Consider the following 15,653-nt stretch of genomic DNA (forward strand, 5'->3'; position numbering starts at 1 on the left):
CCTTTAGTCGATGACTTTCGGAACCAGGTACAGGCCGTTTTCGACCGCTGGCGCGATGGACTGGTAGGCCTCGCGATTATTGCGCTCGGTCACGACGTCTGCGCGCAGGCGCTGGCTGGCTTCCAGCGGGTGAGCCAGGGGCTCGATGCCGTCGGTATTCACGGCCTGCATTTGGTCAACCAGCCCGAGAATGCTGTTCAGGGCTGCGGTGGTCTGTGGAAGATCGGCTTCATTCAGGCCAAGCGAGGCCAGATGAGCGATTTTTTCCACGTCGGAGCGTTCAAGCGCCATGGGAATCTCCAGTGGAAAACAGAACGGAGGCTGTCCGTGTGTTAGATTGTCGGAACACTACCGCATTTCTACGGTCTTACGGCCGCGATTGTGGGGGTTGGTGCACAGAAAGTCGGCCAATTTAGCACATTGGCGCCTTGCCCAAAATCCCTGTCGTTGTTAGAGTTTGCCGCACTTTTTTACCCACGCGTTGCCTAGGGTCCTTTCCCCATGTTCAAGAAACTGCGTGGCATGTTTTCCAGCGATCTTTCCATTGACCTGGGCACTGCCAACACCCTTATTTACGTGCGCGAGCGCGGTATCGTCCTGAATGAGCCATCGGTTGTGGCCATTCGGACCCATGGTAATCAGAAAAGTGTCGTTGCCGTCGGCACCGAGGCCAAGCGCATGCTCGGCCGAACACCAGGCAATATTGCTGCCATTCGTCCGATGAAAGACGGCGTGATCGCCGACTTCAGCGTCTGCGAAAAGATGCTGCAGTACTTCATCAACAAGGTTCACGAAAACAGTTTCCTGCAGCCCAGCCCTCGTGTGCTGATCTGCGTTCCGTGCAAATCCACCCAGGTGGAGCGTCGTGCCATCCGTGAATCGGCGCTTGGCGCCGGTGCCCGCGAAGTGTTCCTGATCGAAGAGCCGATGGCTGCTGCGATCGGTGCCGGCCTGCCGGTTGAAGAAGCGCGCGGTTCGATGGTGGTGGATATCGGTGGTGGTACCACTGAAATCGCCCTGATCTCCCTGAACGGTGTGGTGTATGCCGAATCCGTACGCGTAGGCGGCGACCGTTTCGACGAAGCGATCATCACTTATGTACGTCGCAACTACGGCAGCCTGATCGGCGAATCCACCGCCGAGCGCATCAAGCAGGAAATCGGTACCGCTTACCCGGGCGGCGAAGTTCGCGAAGTCGATGTTCGCGGTCGCAACCTGGCCGAAGGTGTTCCACGTGCCTTCACCCTGAACTCCAATGAAGTGCTGGAAGCTCTGCAAGAGTCCCTGGCCACCATCGTTCAGGCTGTGAAGAGCGCCCTGGAGCAATCGCCGCCGGAGCTGGCGTCCGATATCGCCGAGCGAGGCCTGGTGCTGACCGGTGGTGGCGCCCTGTTGCGCGACCTCGACAAGCTGCTGGCCCAGGAAACCGGCCTGCCGGTGATCGTCGCCGAAGACCCGCTGACCTGCGTCGCCCGTGGCGGTGGTCGTGCACTGGAAATGATGGATAAACACACCATGGACCTGCTCTCCAGCGAATAAGACCGTTGGTTGCACCATGTTTCGCCCGCAGGCAGCACTTTGCAGTGCTGCCTGTTGGCGTTTATCTTCTTCAATCTGCATCCAGGCCGGTTAGATGCCGTATGAATAAAGAGAACATTTGCCTGGGAGGAGCGGCCTATTAAACCGCTTTTCGCCAAAGGCCCCTCATTGGGCGTGCGCTTATTGGTGCTGGTCGTGCTTTCGGTCGCATTGATGGTGGTCGATGCCCGCTTTGCGCTGCTCAAGCCGGTGCGTAGCCAAATGTCGCTGGTGTTGATGCAGACCTACTGGATCACCGACCTGCCGCAACGTCTCTACCAGGGCGTGGCCAGCCAATTTGGCAGCCGCACCGAGCTGGTTGCCGAGAACGAAAAACTCAAGACCGAAAACCTGCTGTTGCAGGGGCGCATGCAAAAGCTGGCGGCCCTCACCGAGCAGAACGTTCGGCTGCGCGAGTTGCTTAACTCTTCCGCGCTGGTCAACGAAAAGGTCGAAGTGGCCGAGTTGATCGGCATGGACCCCAACCCCTTTACCCATCGCATCATCATCAACAAGGGTGAGCGCGACGGTGTGGTCCTTGGTCAGCCGGTACTGGATGCTCGGGGACTGATGGGGCAGGTAGTCGAGCTGATGCCCTACACCTCGCGGGTTCTGCTGCTGACGGACACCACCCACAGCATTCCGGTGCAGGTCAACCGTAACGGCTTGCGCGCGATTGCCAGCGGTACCGGTAACCCTGAGCGCCTGGAATTGCGTCACGTGGCGGATACGGCCGACATCAAGGAAGGCGACCTGCTGGTCAGCTCCGGCCTGGGCCAGCGGTTCCCGGCAGGCTATCCGGTGGCAACGGTCAAGGAAGTGATCCACGATTCCGGCCAGCCCTTCGCCATTGTGCGTGCCGTACCCACTGCCGCCCTGAACCGCAGCCGCTACCTGTTGCTGGTGTTCAGCGACAACCGTACTCCGGAAGAACGCGCCAACGACGCCGCCCAGGCCCAGGAAGCGGAAGACAAGAAGAACGGCACTGCGCCGATCATTCCTGCGACCGTGCCCAAGCCTCAGTCGACTACCCCCGTTGTACCGGCGGCAACTCCGACAGCTACTGCGCCTGTGGCCACACCGGTCAAGCCTGCGGCCCATAGCGCGCGCGCGGTGAAACCGACTGCAGCGAAACCGCCGGCCACCACGCCTGCCACTACGACGCCCGCTGCGAAGCCTCCAGCCGCAGCCCCGGCCACCACACGGCAGAGGGAGGAATAATGGCCGGTACTCATTCGAGCAATGGCTGGATCGTCTGGCTGACATTCGCCATCGGTTTGCTGCTCAGCGTTTCGCCGCTGCCGCAGTTCATGGAGATCCTGCGTCCGCTGTGGCTGGCATTGCTGCTGGCATTCTGGTCGCTGAACCTGCCGCATAAAGTGGGCATGGTGACGGCGATGTTCCTGGGGTTGGCGGAAGATGTGCTGTATGGCACCTTGCTGGGCCAGAACGCGTTGATCCTGACCCTGATCACCTTCCTGGTGCTGTCGTTGCAGCAGCGCCTGCGCATGTTCCCGATGTGGCAGCAATGCCTGGTGATCCTGGTGATCTTTGGCCTGGCGCAGTTGGTACAGTTGTGGCTCAGTGCCCTGACCGGCAACCGCCAGCCAACCCTGGCGCTGGTATTGCCGGCCCTGGTCAGTGCGCTGCTGTGGCCGTGGATCAGTTTCGGCCTGCGCGGGTTACGTCGTCGCTATAAAATCAATTGAATGGATTGCGAGGCTCTGCCTGGTTATCGAACCCCACAGGGAGAGTCTGCAATGAATTCGCTATATCTGGCCTCGGGCTCCCCGAGGCGGCGTGAACTGCTGACCCAGATCGGTGTGCCTTTCACCGTGGTCAGCGCCGCCATTGATGAAACCCCTCTTACAAACGAAACCCCTGTTTCCTACGTCGAGCGTCTCGCTCGCGGTAAGGCCGCAGCGGGTTTTGCTGCGCTCGGGCAAAGCTCGACCGCCTGCGTCCTGGGCGCCGATACCGCAGTGATCGTGGACGGCAAGATCCTCGGCAAGCCCGTAGACCAAGCCGATGCGTTGGCGATGTTGATGGCACTGGCGGGGCGTGAACATGAAGTTCTGACTGCGATTGCCCTGACTGACGGCCAGCGCTGTGAAACCCAATGTGTAAGCAGTCGTGTACTTTTCCGTGGGATTTCTGTCGAGGAGGCTACAAGCTACTGGCACAGCGGCGAACCCCAGGACAAGGCGGGCGGCTATGCTATCCAAGGGCTTGGCTCGGTGTTTGTGGCCGGGCTCAATGGCAGTTATTCCGCCGTGGTAGGCCTGCCGGTGTGCGAAACCGCGCAACTGCTTGCCCAATTCGGCATACCCTGTTGGCAAAACCTTACCGCGCGCTGAGCACGTGACTCCAGCGCCCAGCCTTAAGCGACCGGTCACTATTGTGAAAACGCCTGAACGAGACCCAGCCATGAGTGAAGAGATTCTGATCAATATCACGCCGATGGAATCGCGCGTGGCGGTGGTAGAGAACGGTGTTCTGCAAGAAGTGCATGTCGAGCGCACCCAGAAACGCGGGATCGTCGGCAATATCTATAAGGGCAAGGTGGTGCGGGTGTTGCCGGGGATGCAGGCGGCATTTGTCGATATCGGCCTGGACCGGGCGGCATTTATCCACGCCTCGGAGATCTCCCTGCGCGAAGGGCCGGCGGTGGAAAGCATCAGTGCCTTGGTGCATGAAGGGCAGAGCCTGGTGGTGCAAGTCACCAAGGACCCCATCGGCTCCAAGGGCGCACGCCTGACCACTCAACTGTCGATTCCGTCGCGCTACCTGGTTTACATGCCGCGCACCGCCCATGTCGGCATTTCCCTGAAGATTGAAGACGAAGCCGAGCGCGAGCGCCTGAAAAAGGTGGTCAGCGACTGCGTGGCCGCCGAAGGTATCAAGGAAGCGGGCGGCTTTATCCTGCGTACCGCAGCCGAGGGCGCCGGTGCCGACGAAATCCTCATGGACATTCGCTACCTGCGGCGCCTGTGGGACCAGATCGGCGCACAGATCAAGACCATCGGCGCGCCGAGTGTGATCTACGAAGACCTGGGCCTGGCCCTGCGCACATTGCGCGACCTGGTCAGCCCCAAGATCGAGAAAATTCGCATCGACTCGCGGGAAACCTTCCAGCGCACCACGCAATTTGTTGCCGAGCTGATGCCGGAAATTGCCAATCGCCTGGAGCATTATCCTGGCGAACGGCCGATCTTCGACCTGTATGGCGTCGAGGACGAAATCCAGAAAGCCCTGGAGCGCAAGGTGCCGCTCAAGTCCGGTGGCTACCTGGTGGTGGACCCGGCGGAAGCGATGACCACCATCGACGTCAACACCGGCGCGTTCGTAGGCCATCGCAACCTTGAAGAGACCATCTTCAAGACCAATCTCGAAGCGGCCACGGCGATTGCTCGACAACTGCGCCTGCGTAACCTGGGCGGCATCATCATCATCGACTTCATCGACATGGAAGATGAAGAGCACCAGCGCCAGGTACTGCGCACACTCGAAAAACAGCTGGAACGCGATCACGCCAAGACCAATATCATCGGCATCACCGAACTGGGCCTGGTGCAGATGACCCGCAAGCGCACCCGCGAGAGCCTGGAGCAGGTGCTGTGCGAGCCCTGCAGCAGTTGCCAGGGCCGCGGTAAGTTGAAGACTCCGGAAACGGTTTGCTACGAGATTTTCCGGGAAATCCTCCGAGAGGCACGGGCCTACCAGGCCGAAGGTTATAGAGTGCTCGCCAACCAGAAAGTGGTCGACCGCCTGCTGGATGAAGAATCCGGTAACGTGGCTGAATTGGAGGGGTTTATCGGGCGTACGATTCGCTTCCAGGTCGAAACCATGTATTCCCAGGAACAATATGACGTGGTGCTGCTCTGATCCCCATTCGCTTTCTTTTTACGCGACTCGCAGACGTTGATCTGCAGTCCGACTACTGCCTTGAGGGTCGCCTGACATGGAGCGTCTGATACGCTTTTTTGCCGCTTTGACCCGTTGGGGCCTTGGGCTGTGCGCCTTGCTGCTGGTGTTGGCGGCGGTGTACGTGAGCCTGGGGCGTGAATTGACCCCGCTGGTGGCCGAATACCGCGCGGAAATCGAAGCCAAGGCCCAGGCTGCGGTGGACATGCCTGTGCACATCGGCAGCCTTGAAGGCCGCTGGAGCGGTTTTGCGCCCGTGTTGCTGGCCCACGACGTAATGGTCGGCGAGGGCAGCAGTGCCTTGCGCCTGGATCAGGTCGAAGTGGTGCCGGATATGTGGGCCAGCCTGACGGCGCGCGAAGTGCGTATTGCGCACCTGGAAGTCAGTGGCCTGCAACTGAGCGCCAAGGAAGACAAGGACGGCCATTGGGCGCTGCAAGGCTTGCCGATGCAGGACGATCAGCCGCTGGACCCGGAGCAATTGCTCAAGCGCATGCAGATGGTCAAGCGCGTATCGCTGCTCGACAGCCAGGTCACCCTGCAACCGTTCGACCAGGCGCCGCTGACCCTGACGTATGTGGGCTTGAGCCTGCACACGGGCGTCACCCGCCAGCGCCTGGACGCCCGCCTGACCTTGCCCGACGGCCAGCCCCTTGCCCTGAGCCTGCGCAGCCGCATTCGCGCGAGCCAGTGGAAGGACGCTGAAATCGAGGCCTACCTGAGCCTGCCGCAGAGCGACTGGGCCAAGTGGATCCCCGCCAGGCTGACCCAGCAGTGGAAACTCACGCAGTTCAAGGCCGGCGGTGAATTCTGGCTGAGCTGGGGTAAAGGCACGGTGCAACGTGCGGTGGTGCGCCTCAACTCGCCGCAGGTGAAGGGCAGCTACGCCGAACGCAAGCCGGTCCATATCGAAAACCTTGCACTTACGGCCTATCTGCAACGCAGTGATACCGGCTTGAAGGTGTTGTTTGATTCCCTGGCGATGAACCTGGGCGAGACCCGATGGGAATCGCGCCTGCAATTGCAGCAGACCCTGGCGACTGACACGGCCCTGGAAGCCTGGAAGCTGCAGGCTGATCGCATCGACCTGACCCCCATCACACCGTTGCTCAACGCCCTGGCGCCACTGCCGGAAGGTGTCGCCAAGACCGTCGAGCACCTGAAGGCCACCGGCCTGCTGCGTAATGTGCTGGTGGATTTCCGTCCTCAAGACACCACCGATCAAAAAGTCAGCTTTGCCGCCAACCTGGAACGGGTCGGGTTTGACGCCTACTTCGGTGCGCCGGCCGCACGCAACGTTTCCGGCAGCATCAGCGGCGACCTGGGCCAGGGCGAGTTGCGCATGGACAGCAAGGATTTTTCCCTGCACCTCGATCCGATCTTCGCCAAGCCCTGGCAGTACCTCCAGGCCAATGCACGCCTGACTTGGAAGCTGGATAAACAAGGCTTCACCCTGATCGCCCCGTATATCAAGGTGCTGGGGGAAGAGGGCAAGATCGCTGCCGACTTCCTGATTCGCCTGCATTTCGACCACAGCCAGGAGGACTATATGGACCTGCGGGTCGGTATGGTCGATGGCGATGGACGCTTTACCCCTAAATACCTGCCGGCCGTACTGAGCCCCGCGTTGGATGAGTGGCTGCGCACGGCAATTCTCAAGGGCGCGGTGGACCAGGGGTTCTTCCAGTACCAGGGCTCGCTGAACCACGACGCATTGCCGGCTGCGCGCAATATCAGCCTGTTCTTCAAGGTGCATGACGCCGAACTGGCGTTCCAGCCGGGTTGGCCCCATGTGAACAAGGTCAATGGCGAAGTGTTTGTCGAAGAGGCGGGCGTACGCATCCTGGCCAGCAAGGGGCAGTTGCTCGACACCAAGGTCAAGGACGTCTACGTCAATATTCCCCACGCGCCGTCCGGCAAGGAAAGCCATCTGCTGCTTACCGGTGGTTTTGCCGGTGGCCTGGGCGATGGGCTGAAGATTCTCCAGGAAGCGCCAATCGGTACGGCCTCCACCTTCGCCGGCTGGAAAGGCGAAGGAGACCTGCAGGGCTCGCTGGATCTGGACGTTCCGCTGGTCAAGGGCATCGAGCCCAGGATTGTGGTGGATTTCCAGACTGACAAGGCACGCCTGCAATTGGCGGAACCGCCTCTGGACCTGACGCAGCTCAAGGGCAATTTCCGCTTCGACAGCACCAAGGGCTTGAGCGGCGAAAAGATTACCGCCCAGGCATTTGACCGGCCGATCACCGCGCAGATCTTTGCCGATGGCAAGCCAGGCAATATCAGCACCCGTGTCGCTGCCAAGGGGCAGGTGACGGTCAAGCGTCTGACGGATTGGTTGAAAGTCAGTCAGCCGTTGCCGGTGTCCGGTGATATTTCGTATCAGTTGCAGCTCAACCTGGACGGTGCCGACAGCCAACTGATGGTCAGCTCCAACCTCAAGGGCGTTGCAGTGGACTTGCCTGCGCCGTTCGGCATGCCGGCCAGCCAGGGACGTGACAGCGTATTCCGCATGACCTTGCAGGGGGCTGAGCGTCGCTATTGGTTTGATTACGGTGAGTTGGCCAACTTCACCTTTGCCGCGCCGCCGGACAAACTCAATGACGGCCGTGGCGAGTTGTTCCTCGGCGATGGCGATGCCGTGCTGCCAGGCGCCAAGGGCTTGCGCATCCGTGGCGTGCTCTCGGAGCTGGATATCGACCCGTGGAAAAAACTGGTGAACCAGTATGCTGGCAATGACCCGGGTGGCAGTGCCAAGCAGTTGCTCAGCGGTGCCGAGTTCAAGATTGGCAAGCTCACCGGCCTGGGTACCCAGTTCGATCAGGTCAACCTGCAGCTGGATCGAAAGCCCGCTGCCTGGGGCTTACAGTTCGACAGCCAGCAGGCCAAGGGGGCGGTGAACCTGCCGGATGCCAAGGGCGCGCCGATTGCGGTCAACCTGCAATACGTGAAGCTGCCGGCGGTGGACCCGACGGTACAGGCTGATGAAAATGCACCGGACCCGTTGGCCAGTATCGATCCCAAGGATATTCCGGCGTTGGATATCGCCATTGACCAGCTGTTCCAGGGGCCGGACCTGATTGGCGCCTGGTCACTCAAGATCCGGCCAACGGCCAAAGGCCTGGCCTTCAATACGCTGGACCTGGGCCTCAAGGGTATGCAACTCAAGGGCGCCGGCGGATGGGAAGGTGTTTCGGGTGACAGCAGCAGTTGGTACAAGGGGCGCCTGGACGGCAAGAACATCGCCGATGTACTCAAGGGCTGGGGCTATGCGCCCACGGTCACCAGCGAGGATTTCCACCTGGATGTGGATGGGCGTTGGCCGGGTTCGCCGGCCTGGGTCGGGCCTAAACGTTTCTCCGGCAGCCTGGATGCGACGTTCCGTAAAGGTCAGTTTGTCGAGGTGGAAGGTGGTGCCCAGGCGCTGCGGGTATTCGGCCTGCTCAACTTCAACTCCATCGGACGCCGCCTGCGCCTGGACTTCTCCGACCTGCTGGGCAAAGGCTTGAGTTATGACCGGGTCAAGGGCCAATTGGTCGCCAGCAATGGCGTGTTCGTGACGCGCGAGCCGATCACCATGACCGGCCCGTCGAGCAACCTGGAGCTCAATGGCACCCTGGACCTGGTGGCTGACCGTGTCGATGCCAAGTTGCTGGTGACCTTGCCGGTGACCAACAACCTGCCGATTGCCGCGCTGATCGTGGGCGCGCCGGCGATTGGTGGAGCACTGTTCCTGATCGACAAGCTGATCGGTGACCGTGTTTCGCGTTTCGCCAGCGTGCAATACAAGGTGGAAGGCCCATGGAAGGATCCAAAAATCACCTTCGACAAGCCCTTTGAAAAACCAAACTGAGAGCCTGTGGAGTAGCATGGCCCCATGCCTTTTACGGAGTATCGGCCCATGTCCTTTGCAGTAATCCAAATGGTCAGTCAGAGCGATGTGCTGGCCAACCTGGTCCAGGCCCGGCGCTTGTTGGAACAAGCGGCGGCCGGCGGTGCGAAGCTGGCGGTGCTGCCGGAAAACTTTGCCGCCATGGGCCGCCGCGACGTGGCGGATATCGGCCGCGCCGAGGCGCTGGGTGAAGGTCCGATCCTGCCATGGTTGAAACAGACCGCCCGCGACCTCACCTTATGGATAGTGGCTGGCACACTGCCGTTGCCGCCCAAGGATCAACCGCACGCCAAATCCAATGCCTGCTCGCTGCTGATCGATGATCGCGGCGAAGTCGTCGCCCGTTACGACAAGCTGCATTTGTTTGATGTGGACGTGGCGGACGCCCGGGGTCGCTATCGGGAGTCCGATGACTATGCTTTCGGGAGTAACGTGGTGGTGGCGGATACGCCGGTCGGCCGTTTGGGCCTGACGGTGTGCTACGACTTGCGCTTCCCCGAGCTGTACAGCGAGCTGCGCGCGGCGGGTGCTGAATTGATTACCGCGCCCTCGGCCTTTACCGCCGTGACCGGTGCCGCCCACTGGGATGTGCTGATTCGTGCACGGGCCATCGAAACCCAGTGTTACCTGCTGGCCGCCGCCCAGGGCGGTGTGCATCCAGGGCCACGGGAAACCTATGGTCATGCGGCGATCGTCGACCCATGGGGCCAGGTGCTGGCACAACAGGATCAAGGCGAAGCGGTGTTGCTGGCCGAACGCGATAGCAGTGAACAGGCGTCGATACGGACGCGCATGCCGGTGGTCAACCATCGGCGCTTTTTCTCGCAGGGTGCCCAGCGGCCTGCCTCAGAACGATGAATTTAAGGCCAAACCTATGAGCGAGTTGTTGTCCTCAGTCAGTGAACACCTCCTGGCACCCGGTGGCGTGACCATCGAAAGCTTGCAAACCGTGCTCGGCGATCTGGCCGGGCCAGGCATCGATGCCGCCGACCTGTATTTCCAGGGGCAGATCTCCGAGTCCTGGGCCCTGGAAGATGGCATCGTCAAGGAAGGCAGTTTCAATCTTGACCAAGGTGTGGGCGTCCGCGCGCAATCCGGTGAAAAGACCGGTTTTGCCTACAGTAACGCGATCACCCTGGAGGCGTTGGGCCTGGCCGCACGTGCCGCGCGTTCGATCTCCCGTGCCGGTCAACATGGCACGGTACAGGCGTTCAGCACCCAGGACGTGGCGCAGTTGTATGCGCCGGACAACCCCCTGGAAGTGATCAGCCGCGCGGAAAAGGTCGAGTTGCTCAAGCGTATCGATGCGGCCACCCGCGCCCTGGACCCACGTATCCAGCAGGTCTCCGTGAGCATGGCCGGTGTGTGGGAACGCATCCTGGTGGCGTCCACCGACGGGGGGCTGGCGGCGGACGTACGGCCGCTGGTGCGTTTCAATGTCAGCGTGATCGTCGAGCAGAACGGCCGCCGCGAGCGTGGCGGCCACGGCGGCGGCGGGCGTACCGACTACCGTTACTTCCTCACCGACGACCGTGCCATGGGCTACGCTCGTGAGGCTTTGCGCCAGGCGTTGGTGAACCTGGAAGCCATTCCTGCGCCGGCCGGCACGCTGCCGGTGGTGTTGGGCTCGGGCTGGTCCGGCGTATTGCTGCACGAGGCCGTGGGCCATGGCCTGGAAGGCGATTTCAACCGCAAGGGCAGTTCCGCCTACAGCGGGCGTATGGGCGAGATGGTTGCCTCCAAGCTGTGCACCATTGTCGATGATGGCACCCTGGCCGGTCGCCGCGGCTCGCTGAGCGTCGATGATGAAGGCACGCCGACCGAATGCACCACCTTGATTGAAAACGGTGTGCTCAAGGGCTACATGCAGGACAAGCTCAATGCCCGCCTGATGGGCGTGGCGCGCACCGGTAATGGCCGTCGCGAATCTTATGCGCACCTGCCGATGCCCCGCATGACCAACACCTACATGCTCGGTGGCGAAAGCGACCCGGCGGAGATCATCGCCTCGGTGAAGCGTGGCATCTACTGCGCCAACCTCGGCGGCGGCCAGGTGGATATCACCAGCGGCAAGTTCGTGTTCTCTACCAGCGAGGCGTACCTGATCGAAGACGGCAGGATTACCGCGCCGGTCAAAGGGGCAACGTTGATTGGCAATGGCCCGGAAGCCATGAGCAAGGTGTCGATGGTCGGCAACGACCTGGCCCTGGACAGTGGTGTGGGCATGTGCGGGAAAGATGGGCAGTCGGTGCCGGTAGGGGTCGGCCAGCCAACGCTGAAAATTGATGCGATCACCGTGGGTGGCACGGGGTCGTAAGGGGTGGAGCTTCGGGTGGCGAAGACCGCCACCCGGGGAAGGGCATCAACGCAGACCGCGTTGAGTCTCGTCCAGCTCACGGATGTATTTGAAGATTTTACGGCTGGTGGCCGGCGCCTTGTTATGCGCCTGCTCGTGCTGGGCCTGACGGATCAGGGAGCGCAGTTGCTGGCGGTCCGCGTCCGGGTAGTCCAACACGAATTTCTCCAGCACCGCGTCATCGCCCGAGATCAGGCGGTCACGCCAACGTTCCAGGTTATGGAAACGTTCGTTGTACTGGCGAGTGGAGGCATCGGTTTGATCAAGCAAGGCGAGAATGGCGTCAGTGTCCTGATCGCGCATCAGCTTGCCGATAAACATGATGTGCCGTTTACGCGCGATATTCGCGGTGTGCTTGGGTGCGTCCGCAAGCGCCCGGCGCATCTCGTCGGTCAGTGGCAGTTTTGCAATCAAGTCTTTCTTGAGCGTTGTAAGGCGCTCGCCCAGGTCAACCAGAGCATGCAGCTCACGTTTGACCTGGGTTTTGCTTTTCTCCCCATCGAGGGAGTCGTCGTAAGAATCAACCATGGTGGCAGTCCGCAAAGAAACGCCGCCATGATAACCAGTCGGGGGCCGCTTGTCCGGCCCGGTCGCTCGATGGCCTTAGCCGAAAGCAGAATTTGAGTGGAGAAAACCATGAGTGCAGCCCAAAGCGTCGGTCCGCAAGCGTTACCGGCCCTGCAGGAACAAGTCGAGCAGATCCTTGCCGAGGCCAAGCGCCAGGGGGCCAGTGCCTGTGAAGTGGCGGTGTCGCTGGAGCAGGGGTTGTCGACGTCGGTACGTCAACGGGAAGTGGAAACCGTCGAATTCAACCGTGACCAGGGCTTTGGCATCACCTTGTATGTGGGGCAGCGCAAAGGTTCGGCCAGTACGTCGGCCAGCGGCCCGGAGGCCATACGCGAAACGGTTGCCGCCGCGTTGGCGATTGCCCAGCACACCTCTGAGGATGAAAGCTCGGGCTTGGCCGATAAGGCGCTGATGGCCAAGGACTTGAAGGATTTCGATTTGTTCCATGCCTGGGACATCACGCCCGAGCGGGCCATCGAGCTGGCGCTGACCTGCGAAGCGGCGGCGTTCGATGCCGATACCCGCATCAAGAACGCTGATGGCACCACGTTGAACACGCATCAGGGCTGTCGCGTCTACGGCAACAGCCACGGGTTTATCGGCGGGTATGCGTCCACGCGCCATAGTCTGAGCTGCGTGATGATCGCCGAGGCCAATGGCCAGATGCAGCGTGATTACTGGTACGACGTAAGTCGGCAGGGCGAATTGCTCGCAGACCCGGCCAGCATTGGTCAGCGTGCCGCACAACGTGCCGCGAGCCGCCTGGGCGCGCGCCCGGTGCCGACGTGTGAAGTGCCTGTACTGTTTTCGGCGGAGCTGGCAGGCGGTTTGTTCGGCAGTTTCCTGAGTGCCATTTCCGGCGGCAACCTGTATCGCAAGTCTTCGTTCCTTGAAGGGGCGATCGGCCAGACGTTGTTTCCCGAGTGGCTGACCATCGATGAGCGTCCGCACTTGATGCGGGCCATGGGCAGTTCGGCGTTCGATGGGGACGGCCTGGCCACGTATGCCAAGCCGTTCGTCGAAAACGGTGAGCTGGTGTCTTACGTACTCGGCACCTACTCAGGCCGCAAACTCGGCCTGCCAAGCACCGCCAACGCCGGTGGCGTACATAACCTGTTCGTGACCCATGGCGACGAAGACCAGGCGGCGCTGTTGCGTCGCATGGGACGTGGCCTGCTGGTAACCGAATTGATGGGCCATGGCCTGAACATGGTCACTGGGGATTATTCCCGTGGCGCGGCGGGCTTCTGGGTGGAAAACGGTGAGATTCAGTTTGCCGTCCAGGAAGTGACCATCGCCGGCAACATGCGCGATATGTTCAAGCAGATCGTTGCCGTGGGAAATGACCTGGAGCTGCGCAGTAATATTCGCACAGGCTCGGTGCTGATCGAGCGGATGACTGTCGCAGGCAGCTAATCCCGCTACAGCGGCACAAAAAGGCGCGCCCTCTTACGGATGGCGCGCCTTTTTTGTGGGCGTGTGTCAGGGGGATTGAGGTGTTACTCTTGTTTTGATTCTCAATATCATTTAATAATAAATATCATTAACGGATGAGTGTGGATCATGAGTTCTGTCCTGCATGAGGATCCTTACCTGGAAAGCTGGCGCTGGATGAGTCGCCAGATTCGCTGTGGTCTGGATCCCAATGAGCCTCGCCTGATCGAACATTACCTCAACGAGGGCCGATACCTGGCGTGTTGTACCGCGACCCATCCGTGGACTATCGCTGAAACCTCATTCCGCCTGCTGATCGACACCGCCAGCGATATTGCACTGCCGTGGCATTGGCGATCCCTGTGTCTGGACCAAGCCTGGCGCCCACTGCGCGACCTGGAAAAACTCTCTCACTGTGCCTGCCGCCTCAAGCGCTGGCAGACCTTTGCCTGGCAATTGGCGACCTGCGAATTGCTTCCCTCCATTTCCGTTTCTGACCTGGTGCAAGGATCTTCCGATGAGTAACACCCGTATCGAACGCGACAGCATGGGCGAACTGCAAGTCCCCGCCGAGGCCTTGTACGGTGCGCAGACACAGCGCGCGGTGAACAACTTTCCGATCAGCCACCAACGTATGCCGGCGCAATTCATTCGCGCCCTGATCCTGGCCAAGGCGGCGGCTGCCAAGGTCAACGTTGACCTCAAGCAGATCAGTGAAGGGCAGGGCAAAGCCATCGTCGATGCCGCCCAAGGCTTGCTTGAAGGCGATTACATGCGGCATTTCCCGGTGGATATCTTCCAGACCGGTTCCGGCACCAGTTCAAACATGAATGCCAACGAAGTGATTGCGACGCTCGCCAGCCGCTTGCTCGGCGAAGCGGTCAATCCCAATGATCATGTGAACTGCGGCCAAAGCAGCAACGACATCATTCCGACCACCATCCACGTCAGTGCAGCGCTGGTGCTGCACGAGCAGACGCTGCCGGCCCTGCTGCACCTGGTGAAGGTGATCGAGCAGAAAGCCGAAGAGGTTCACCCATTCATCAAGACCGGCCGCACGCACCTGATGGACGCGATGCCGGTGCGCATGAGCCAGGTGCTCAATGGTTGGGCCCAGCAACTCAAGGCCAACATCGGCCATCTGCAAGATTTGCTGCCGAGCCTGCAGGCTTTGGCCCAGGGCGGTACGGCGGTGGGCACCGGGATTAACGCGCACCCGGAATTCGCCGCGCGTTTCAGTCAACAGCTCAGTAGCCTGGCAGGCGTGAAATTCACGCCGGGCGAGAACCTGTTCGCGCTGATCGGCTCCCAGGACACTGCTGTCGCCGTCTCCGGCCAGTTGAAAGCCACCGCCGTGTCGCTGATGAAAATCGCCAACGACCTGCGCTGGATGAACTCCGGCCCGCTGGCCGGTCTCGGGGAAATCGAGCTGGAAGGTCTGCAGCCGGGGTCCTCGATCATGCCAGGCAAGGTCAACCCAGTGATTCCGGAAGCGACCGCCATGGTGGCTGCCCAAGTCATCGGCAATGACACGGTGATCACCGTTGCTGGCCAATCCGGCAATTTCGAGCTGAATGTGATGCTGCCGATCATTGCCCAGAACCTGCTCAGCAGCCTCGAGTTGCTGGCCAATGCCAGCCGTCTGCTGGCAGACAAGGCCATCGCCAGCTTCAAGGTCAACGAAGCCAAGCTCAAGGAAGCGCTGTCGCGTAACCCGATCCTGGTCACTGCACTCAACCCGATCATTGGTTACCAAAAGGCCGCTGAGATTGCCAAGAAGGCTTATCAGCAGGGCCGTCCGGTGATTGAGGTGGCCCTTGAGCACACCGATCTGCCCCGTAGCCAACTGGAAGTCCTGTTGGATCCGGAAAAACTCACGGCTGGCGGCGTGTAAACCCGACC

13 protein-coding genes are annotated in these 15,653 nt (G+C 60.8%); 11 read left to right on the plus strand and 2 right to left on the minus strand.

All coding sequences use genetic code 11. From position 1 onward, the window contains the following. Positions 1–3: 3 nt before the first annotated feature. Complete coding sequence (gene gatC, locus BM416_RS07455) at positions 4–291, minus strand: Asp-tRNA(Asn)/Glu-tRNA(Gln) amidotransferase subunit GatC (RefSeq protein ID WP_003171764.1); 288 nt, start codon at positions 289–291, stop codon at positions 4–6. Positions 292–501: 210 nt separating this feature from the next. On the opposite strand from gatC, the gene mreB reads away from it, so the two are divergent. The 8 genes from mreB (at position 502) to tldD (ending at position 11,711) form a co-directional block, all read left to right on the plus strand. Beyond that, on the plus strand, positions 502–1,539 hold the full coding sequence (gene mreB, locus BM416_RS07460; RefSeq protein WP_002555108.1) for a rod shape-determining protein MreB: 1,038 nt from the start codon (positions 502–504) through the stop codon (positions 1,537–1,539). Between the two features lie 186 nt (positions 1,540–1,725). Continuing rightward, positions 1,726–2,799 carry a rod shape-determining protein MreC gene (gene mreC, locus BM416_RS07465; protein WP_371856050.1) on the plus strand — a complete coding sequence of 358 codons (1,074 nt, stop codon included), beginning with the start codon at positions 1,726–1,728 and terminating at the stop codon, positions 2,797–2,799. Further along, complete coding sequence (gene mreD / locus BM416_RS07470) at positions 2,799–3,287, plus strand: rod shape-determining protein MreD (protein ID WP_027604826.1); 489 nt, start codon at positions 2,799–2,801, stop codon at positions 3,285–3,287. The genes mreC and mreD overlap by 1 nt, the downstream gene beginning before the upstream one ends. A gap of 51 nt (positions 3,288–3,338) precedes the next feature. After that, the gene (locus BM416_RS07475; RefSeq protein ID WP_092486984.1) at positions 3,339–3,935 is read left to right on the plus strand and encodes a Maf family protein; all 597 of its coding nucleotides are present in this window, start codon (positions 3,339–3,341) and stop codon (positions 3,933–3,935) included. Between the two features lie 70 nt (positions 3,936–4,005). Then, the gene (rng, locus tag BM416_RS07480) at positions 4,006–5,463 is read left to right on the plus strand and encodes a ribonuclease G (protein WP_092486987.1); all 1,458 of its coding nucleotides are present in this window, start codon (positions 4,006–4,008) and stop codon (positions 5,461–5,463) included. Positions 5,464–5,539: 76 nt separating this feature from the next. Next, positions 5,540–9,355, plus strand: a complete 3,816-nt coding sequence (locus tag BM416_RS07485; RefSeq protein ID WP_092486990.1) for a YhdP family protein — start codon at positions 5,540–5,542, stop codon at positions 9,353–9,355. 48 nt (positions 9,356–9,403) lie between these two features. Next, positions 9,404–10,252, plus strand: coding sequence for a carbon-nitrogen hydrolase family protein (locus BM416_RS07490; RefSeq protein WP_092486993.1), 849 nt, complete (start codon positions 9,404–9,406; stop codon positions 10,250–10,252). A 16-nt stretch (positions 10,253–10,268) separates the two neighbouring features. Continuing rightward, the gene (gene tldD, locus BM416_RS07495) at positions 10,269–11,711 is read left to right on the plus strand and encodes a metalloprotease TldD (protein ID WP_065924298.1); all 1,443 of its coding nucleotides are present in this window, start codon (positions 10,269–10,271) and stop codon (positions 11,709–11,711) included. Positions 11,712–11,756: 45 nt separating this feature from the next. Here tldD and yjgA read toward each other — a convergent pair whose 3' ends face one another. Continuing rightward, entirely contained in the window at positions 11,757–12,278 is a 522-nt protein-coding gene (gene yjgA / locus BM416_RS07500) for a ribosome biogenesis factor YjgA (RefSeq protein WP_017138246.1), read from the minus strand. 108 nt (positions 12,279–12,386) lie between these two features. Here yjgA and pmbA point away from each other — a divergent pair, with 108 nt between their 5' ends. The 3 genes from pmbA to BM416_RS07515 all read left to right on the plus strand — a co-directional run bounded on the left by pmbA (position 12,387) and on the right by BM416_RS07515 (position 15,645). Beyond that, positions 12,387–13,733 carry a metalloprotease PmbA gene (gene pmbA / locus BM416_RS07505; protein WP_027604821.1) on the plus strand — a complete coding sequence of 449 codons (1,347 nt, stop codon included), beginning with the start codon at positions 12,387–12,389 and terminating at the stop codon, positions 13,731–13,733. Between the two features lie 147 nt (positions 13,734–13,880). Next, positions 13,881–14,276: a hypothetical protein gene (locus BM416_RS07510; protein WP_027604820.1), complete on the plus strand. Its 396-nt coding sequence runs from the start codon at positions 13,881–13,883 to the stop codon at positions 14,274–14,276. Beyond that, complete coding sequence (locus tag BM416_RS07515; RefSeq protein WP_092486996.1) at positions 14,269–15,645, plus strand: class II fumarate hydratase; 1,377 nt, start codon at positions 14,269–14,271, stop codon at positions 15,643–15,645. Before BM416_RS07510 ends, BM416_RS07515 begins: the two co-directional genes overlap by 8 nt. Positions 15,646–15,653: the final 8 nt, after the last annotated feature.

Source organism: Pseudomonas sp. NFACC42-2 (assembly GCF_900116055.1).
Classification (GTDB): domain Bacteria; phylum Pseudomonadota; class Gammaproteobacteria; order Pseudomonadales; family Pseudomonadaceae; genus Aquipseudomonas; species Aquipseudomonas marginalis.

Excerpts from the sequence above, each read along its gene's own strand:
- BM416_RS07510 (WP_027604820.1), top strand. The coding sequence starts at position 13,881 with ATGAGTTCTGTCCTGCATGAGGATCCTTACCTGGAAAGCTGGCGCTGG.
- mreD (WP_027604826.1), top strand. The coding sequence starts at position 2,799 with ATGGCCGGTACTCATTCGAGCAATGGCTGGATCGTCTGGCTGACATTC.
- mreB (WP_002555108.1), top strand. The coding sequence starts at position 502 with ATGTTCAAGAAACTGCGTGGCATGTTTTCCAGCGATCTTTCCATTGAC.
- pmbA (WP_027604821.1), top strand. The coding sequence starts at position 12,387 with ATGAGTGCAGCCCAAAGCGTCGGTCCGCAAGCGTTACCGGCCCTGCAG.
- gatC (WP_003171764.1), bottom strand. The coding sequence starts at position 291 with ATGGCGCTTGAACGCTCCGACGTGGAAAAAATCGCTCATCTGGCCTCG.
- BM416_RS07485 (WP_092486990.1), top strand. The coding sequence starts at position 5,540 with ATGGAGCGTCTGATACGCTTTTTTGCCGCTTTGACCCGTTGGGGCCTT.
- tldD (WP_065924298.1), top strand. The coding sequence starts at position 10,269 with ATGAGCGAGTTGTTGTCCTCAGTCAGTGAACACCTCCTGGCACCCGGT.
- rng (WP_092486987.1), top strand. The coding sequence starts at position 4,006 with ATGAGTGAAGAGATTCTGATCAATATCACGCCGATGGAATCGCGCGTG.
- BM416_RS07475 (WP_092486984.1), top strand. The coding sequence starts at position 3,339 with ATGAATTCGCTATATCTGGCCTCGGGCTCCCCGAGGCGGCGTGAACTG.
- yjgA (WP_017138246.1), bottom strand. The coding sequence starts at position 12,278 with ATGGTTGATTCTTACGACGACTCCCTCGATGGGGAGAAAAGCAAAACC.
- BM416_RS07490 (WP_092486993.1), top strand. The coding sequence starts at position 9,404 with ATGTCCTTTGCAGTAATCCAAATGGTCAGTCAGAGCGATGTGCTGGCC.
- BM416_RS07515 (WP_092486996.1), top strand. The coding sequence starts at position 14,269 with ATGAGTAACACCCGTATCGAACGCGACAGCATGGGCGAACTGCAAGTC.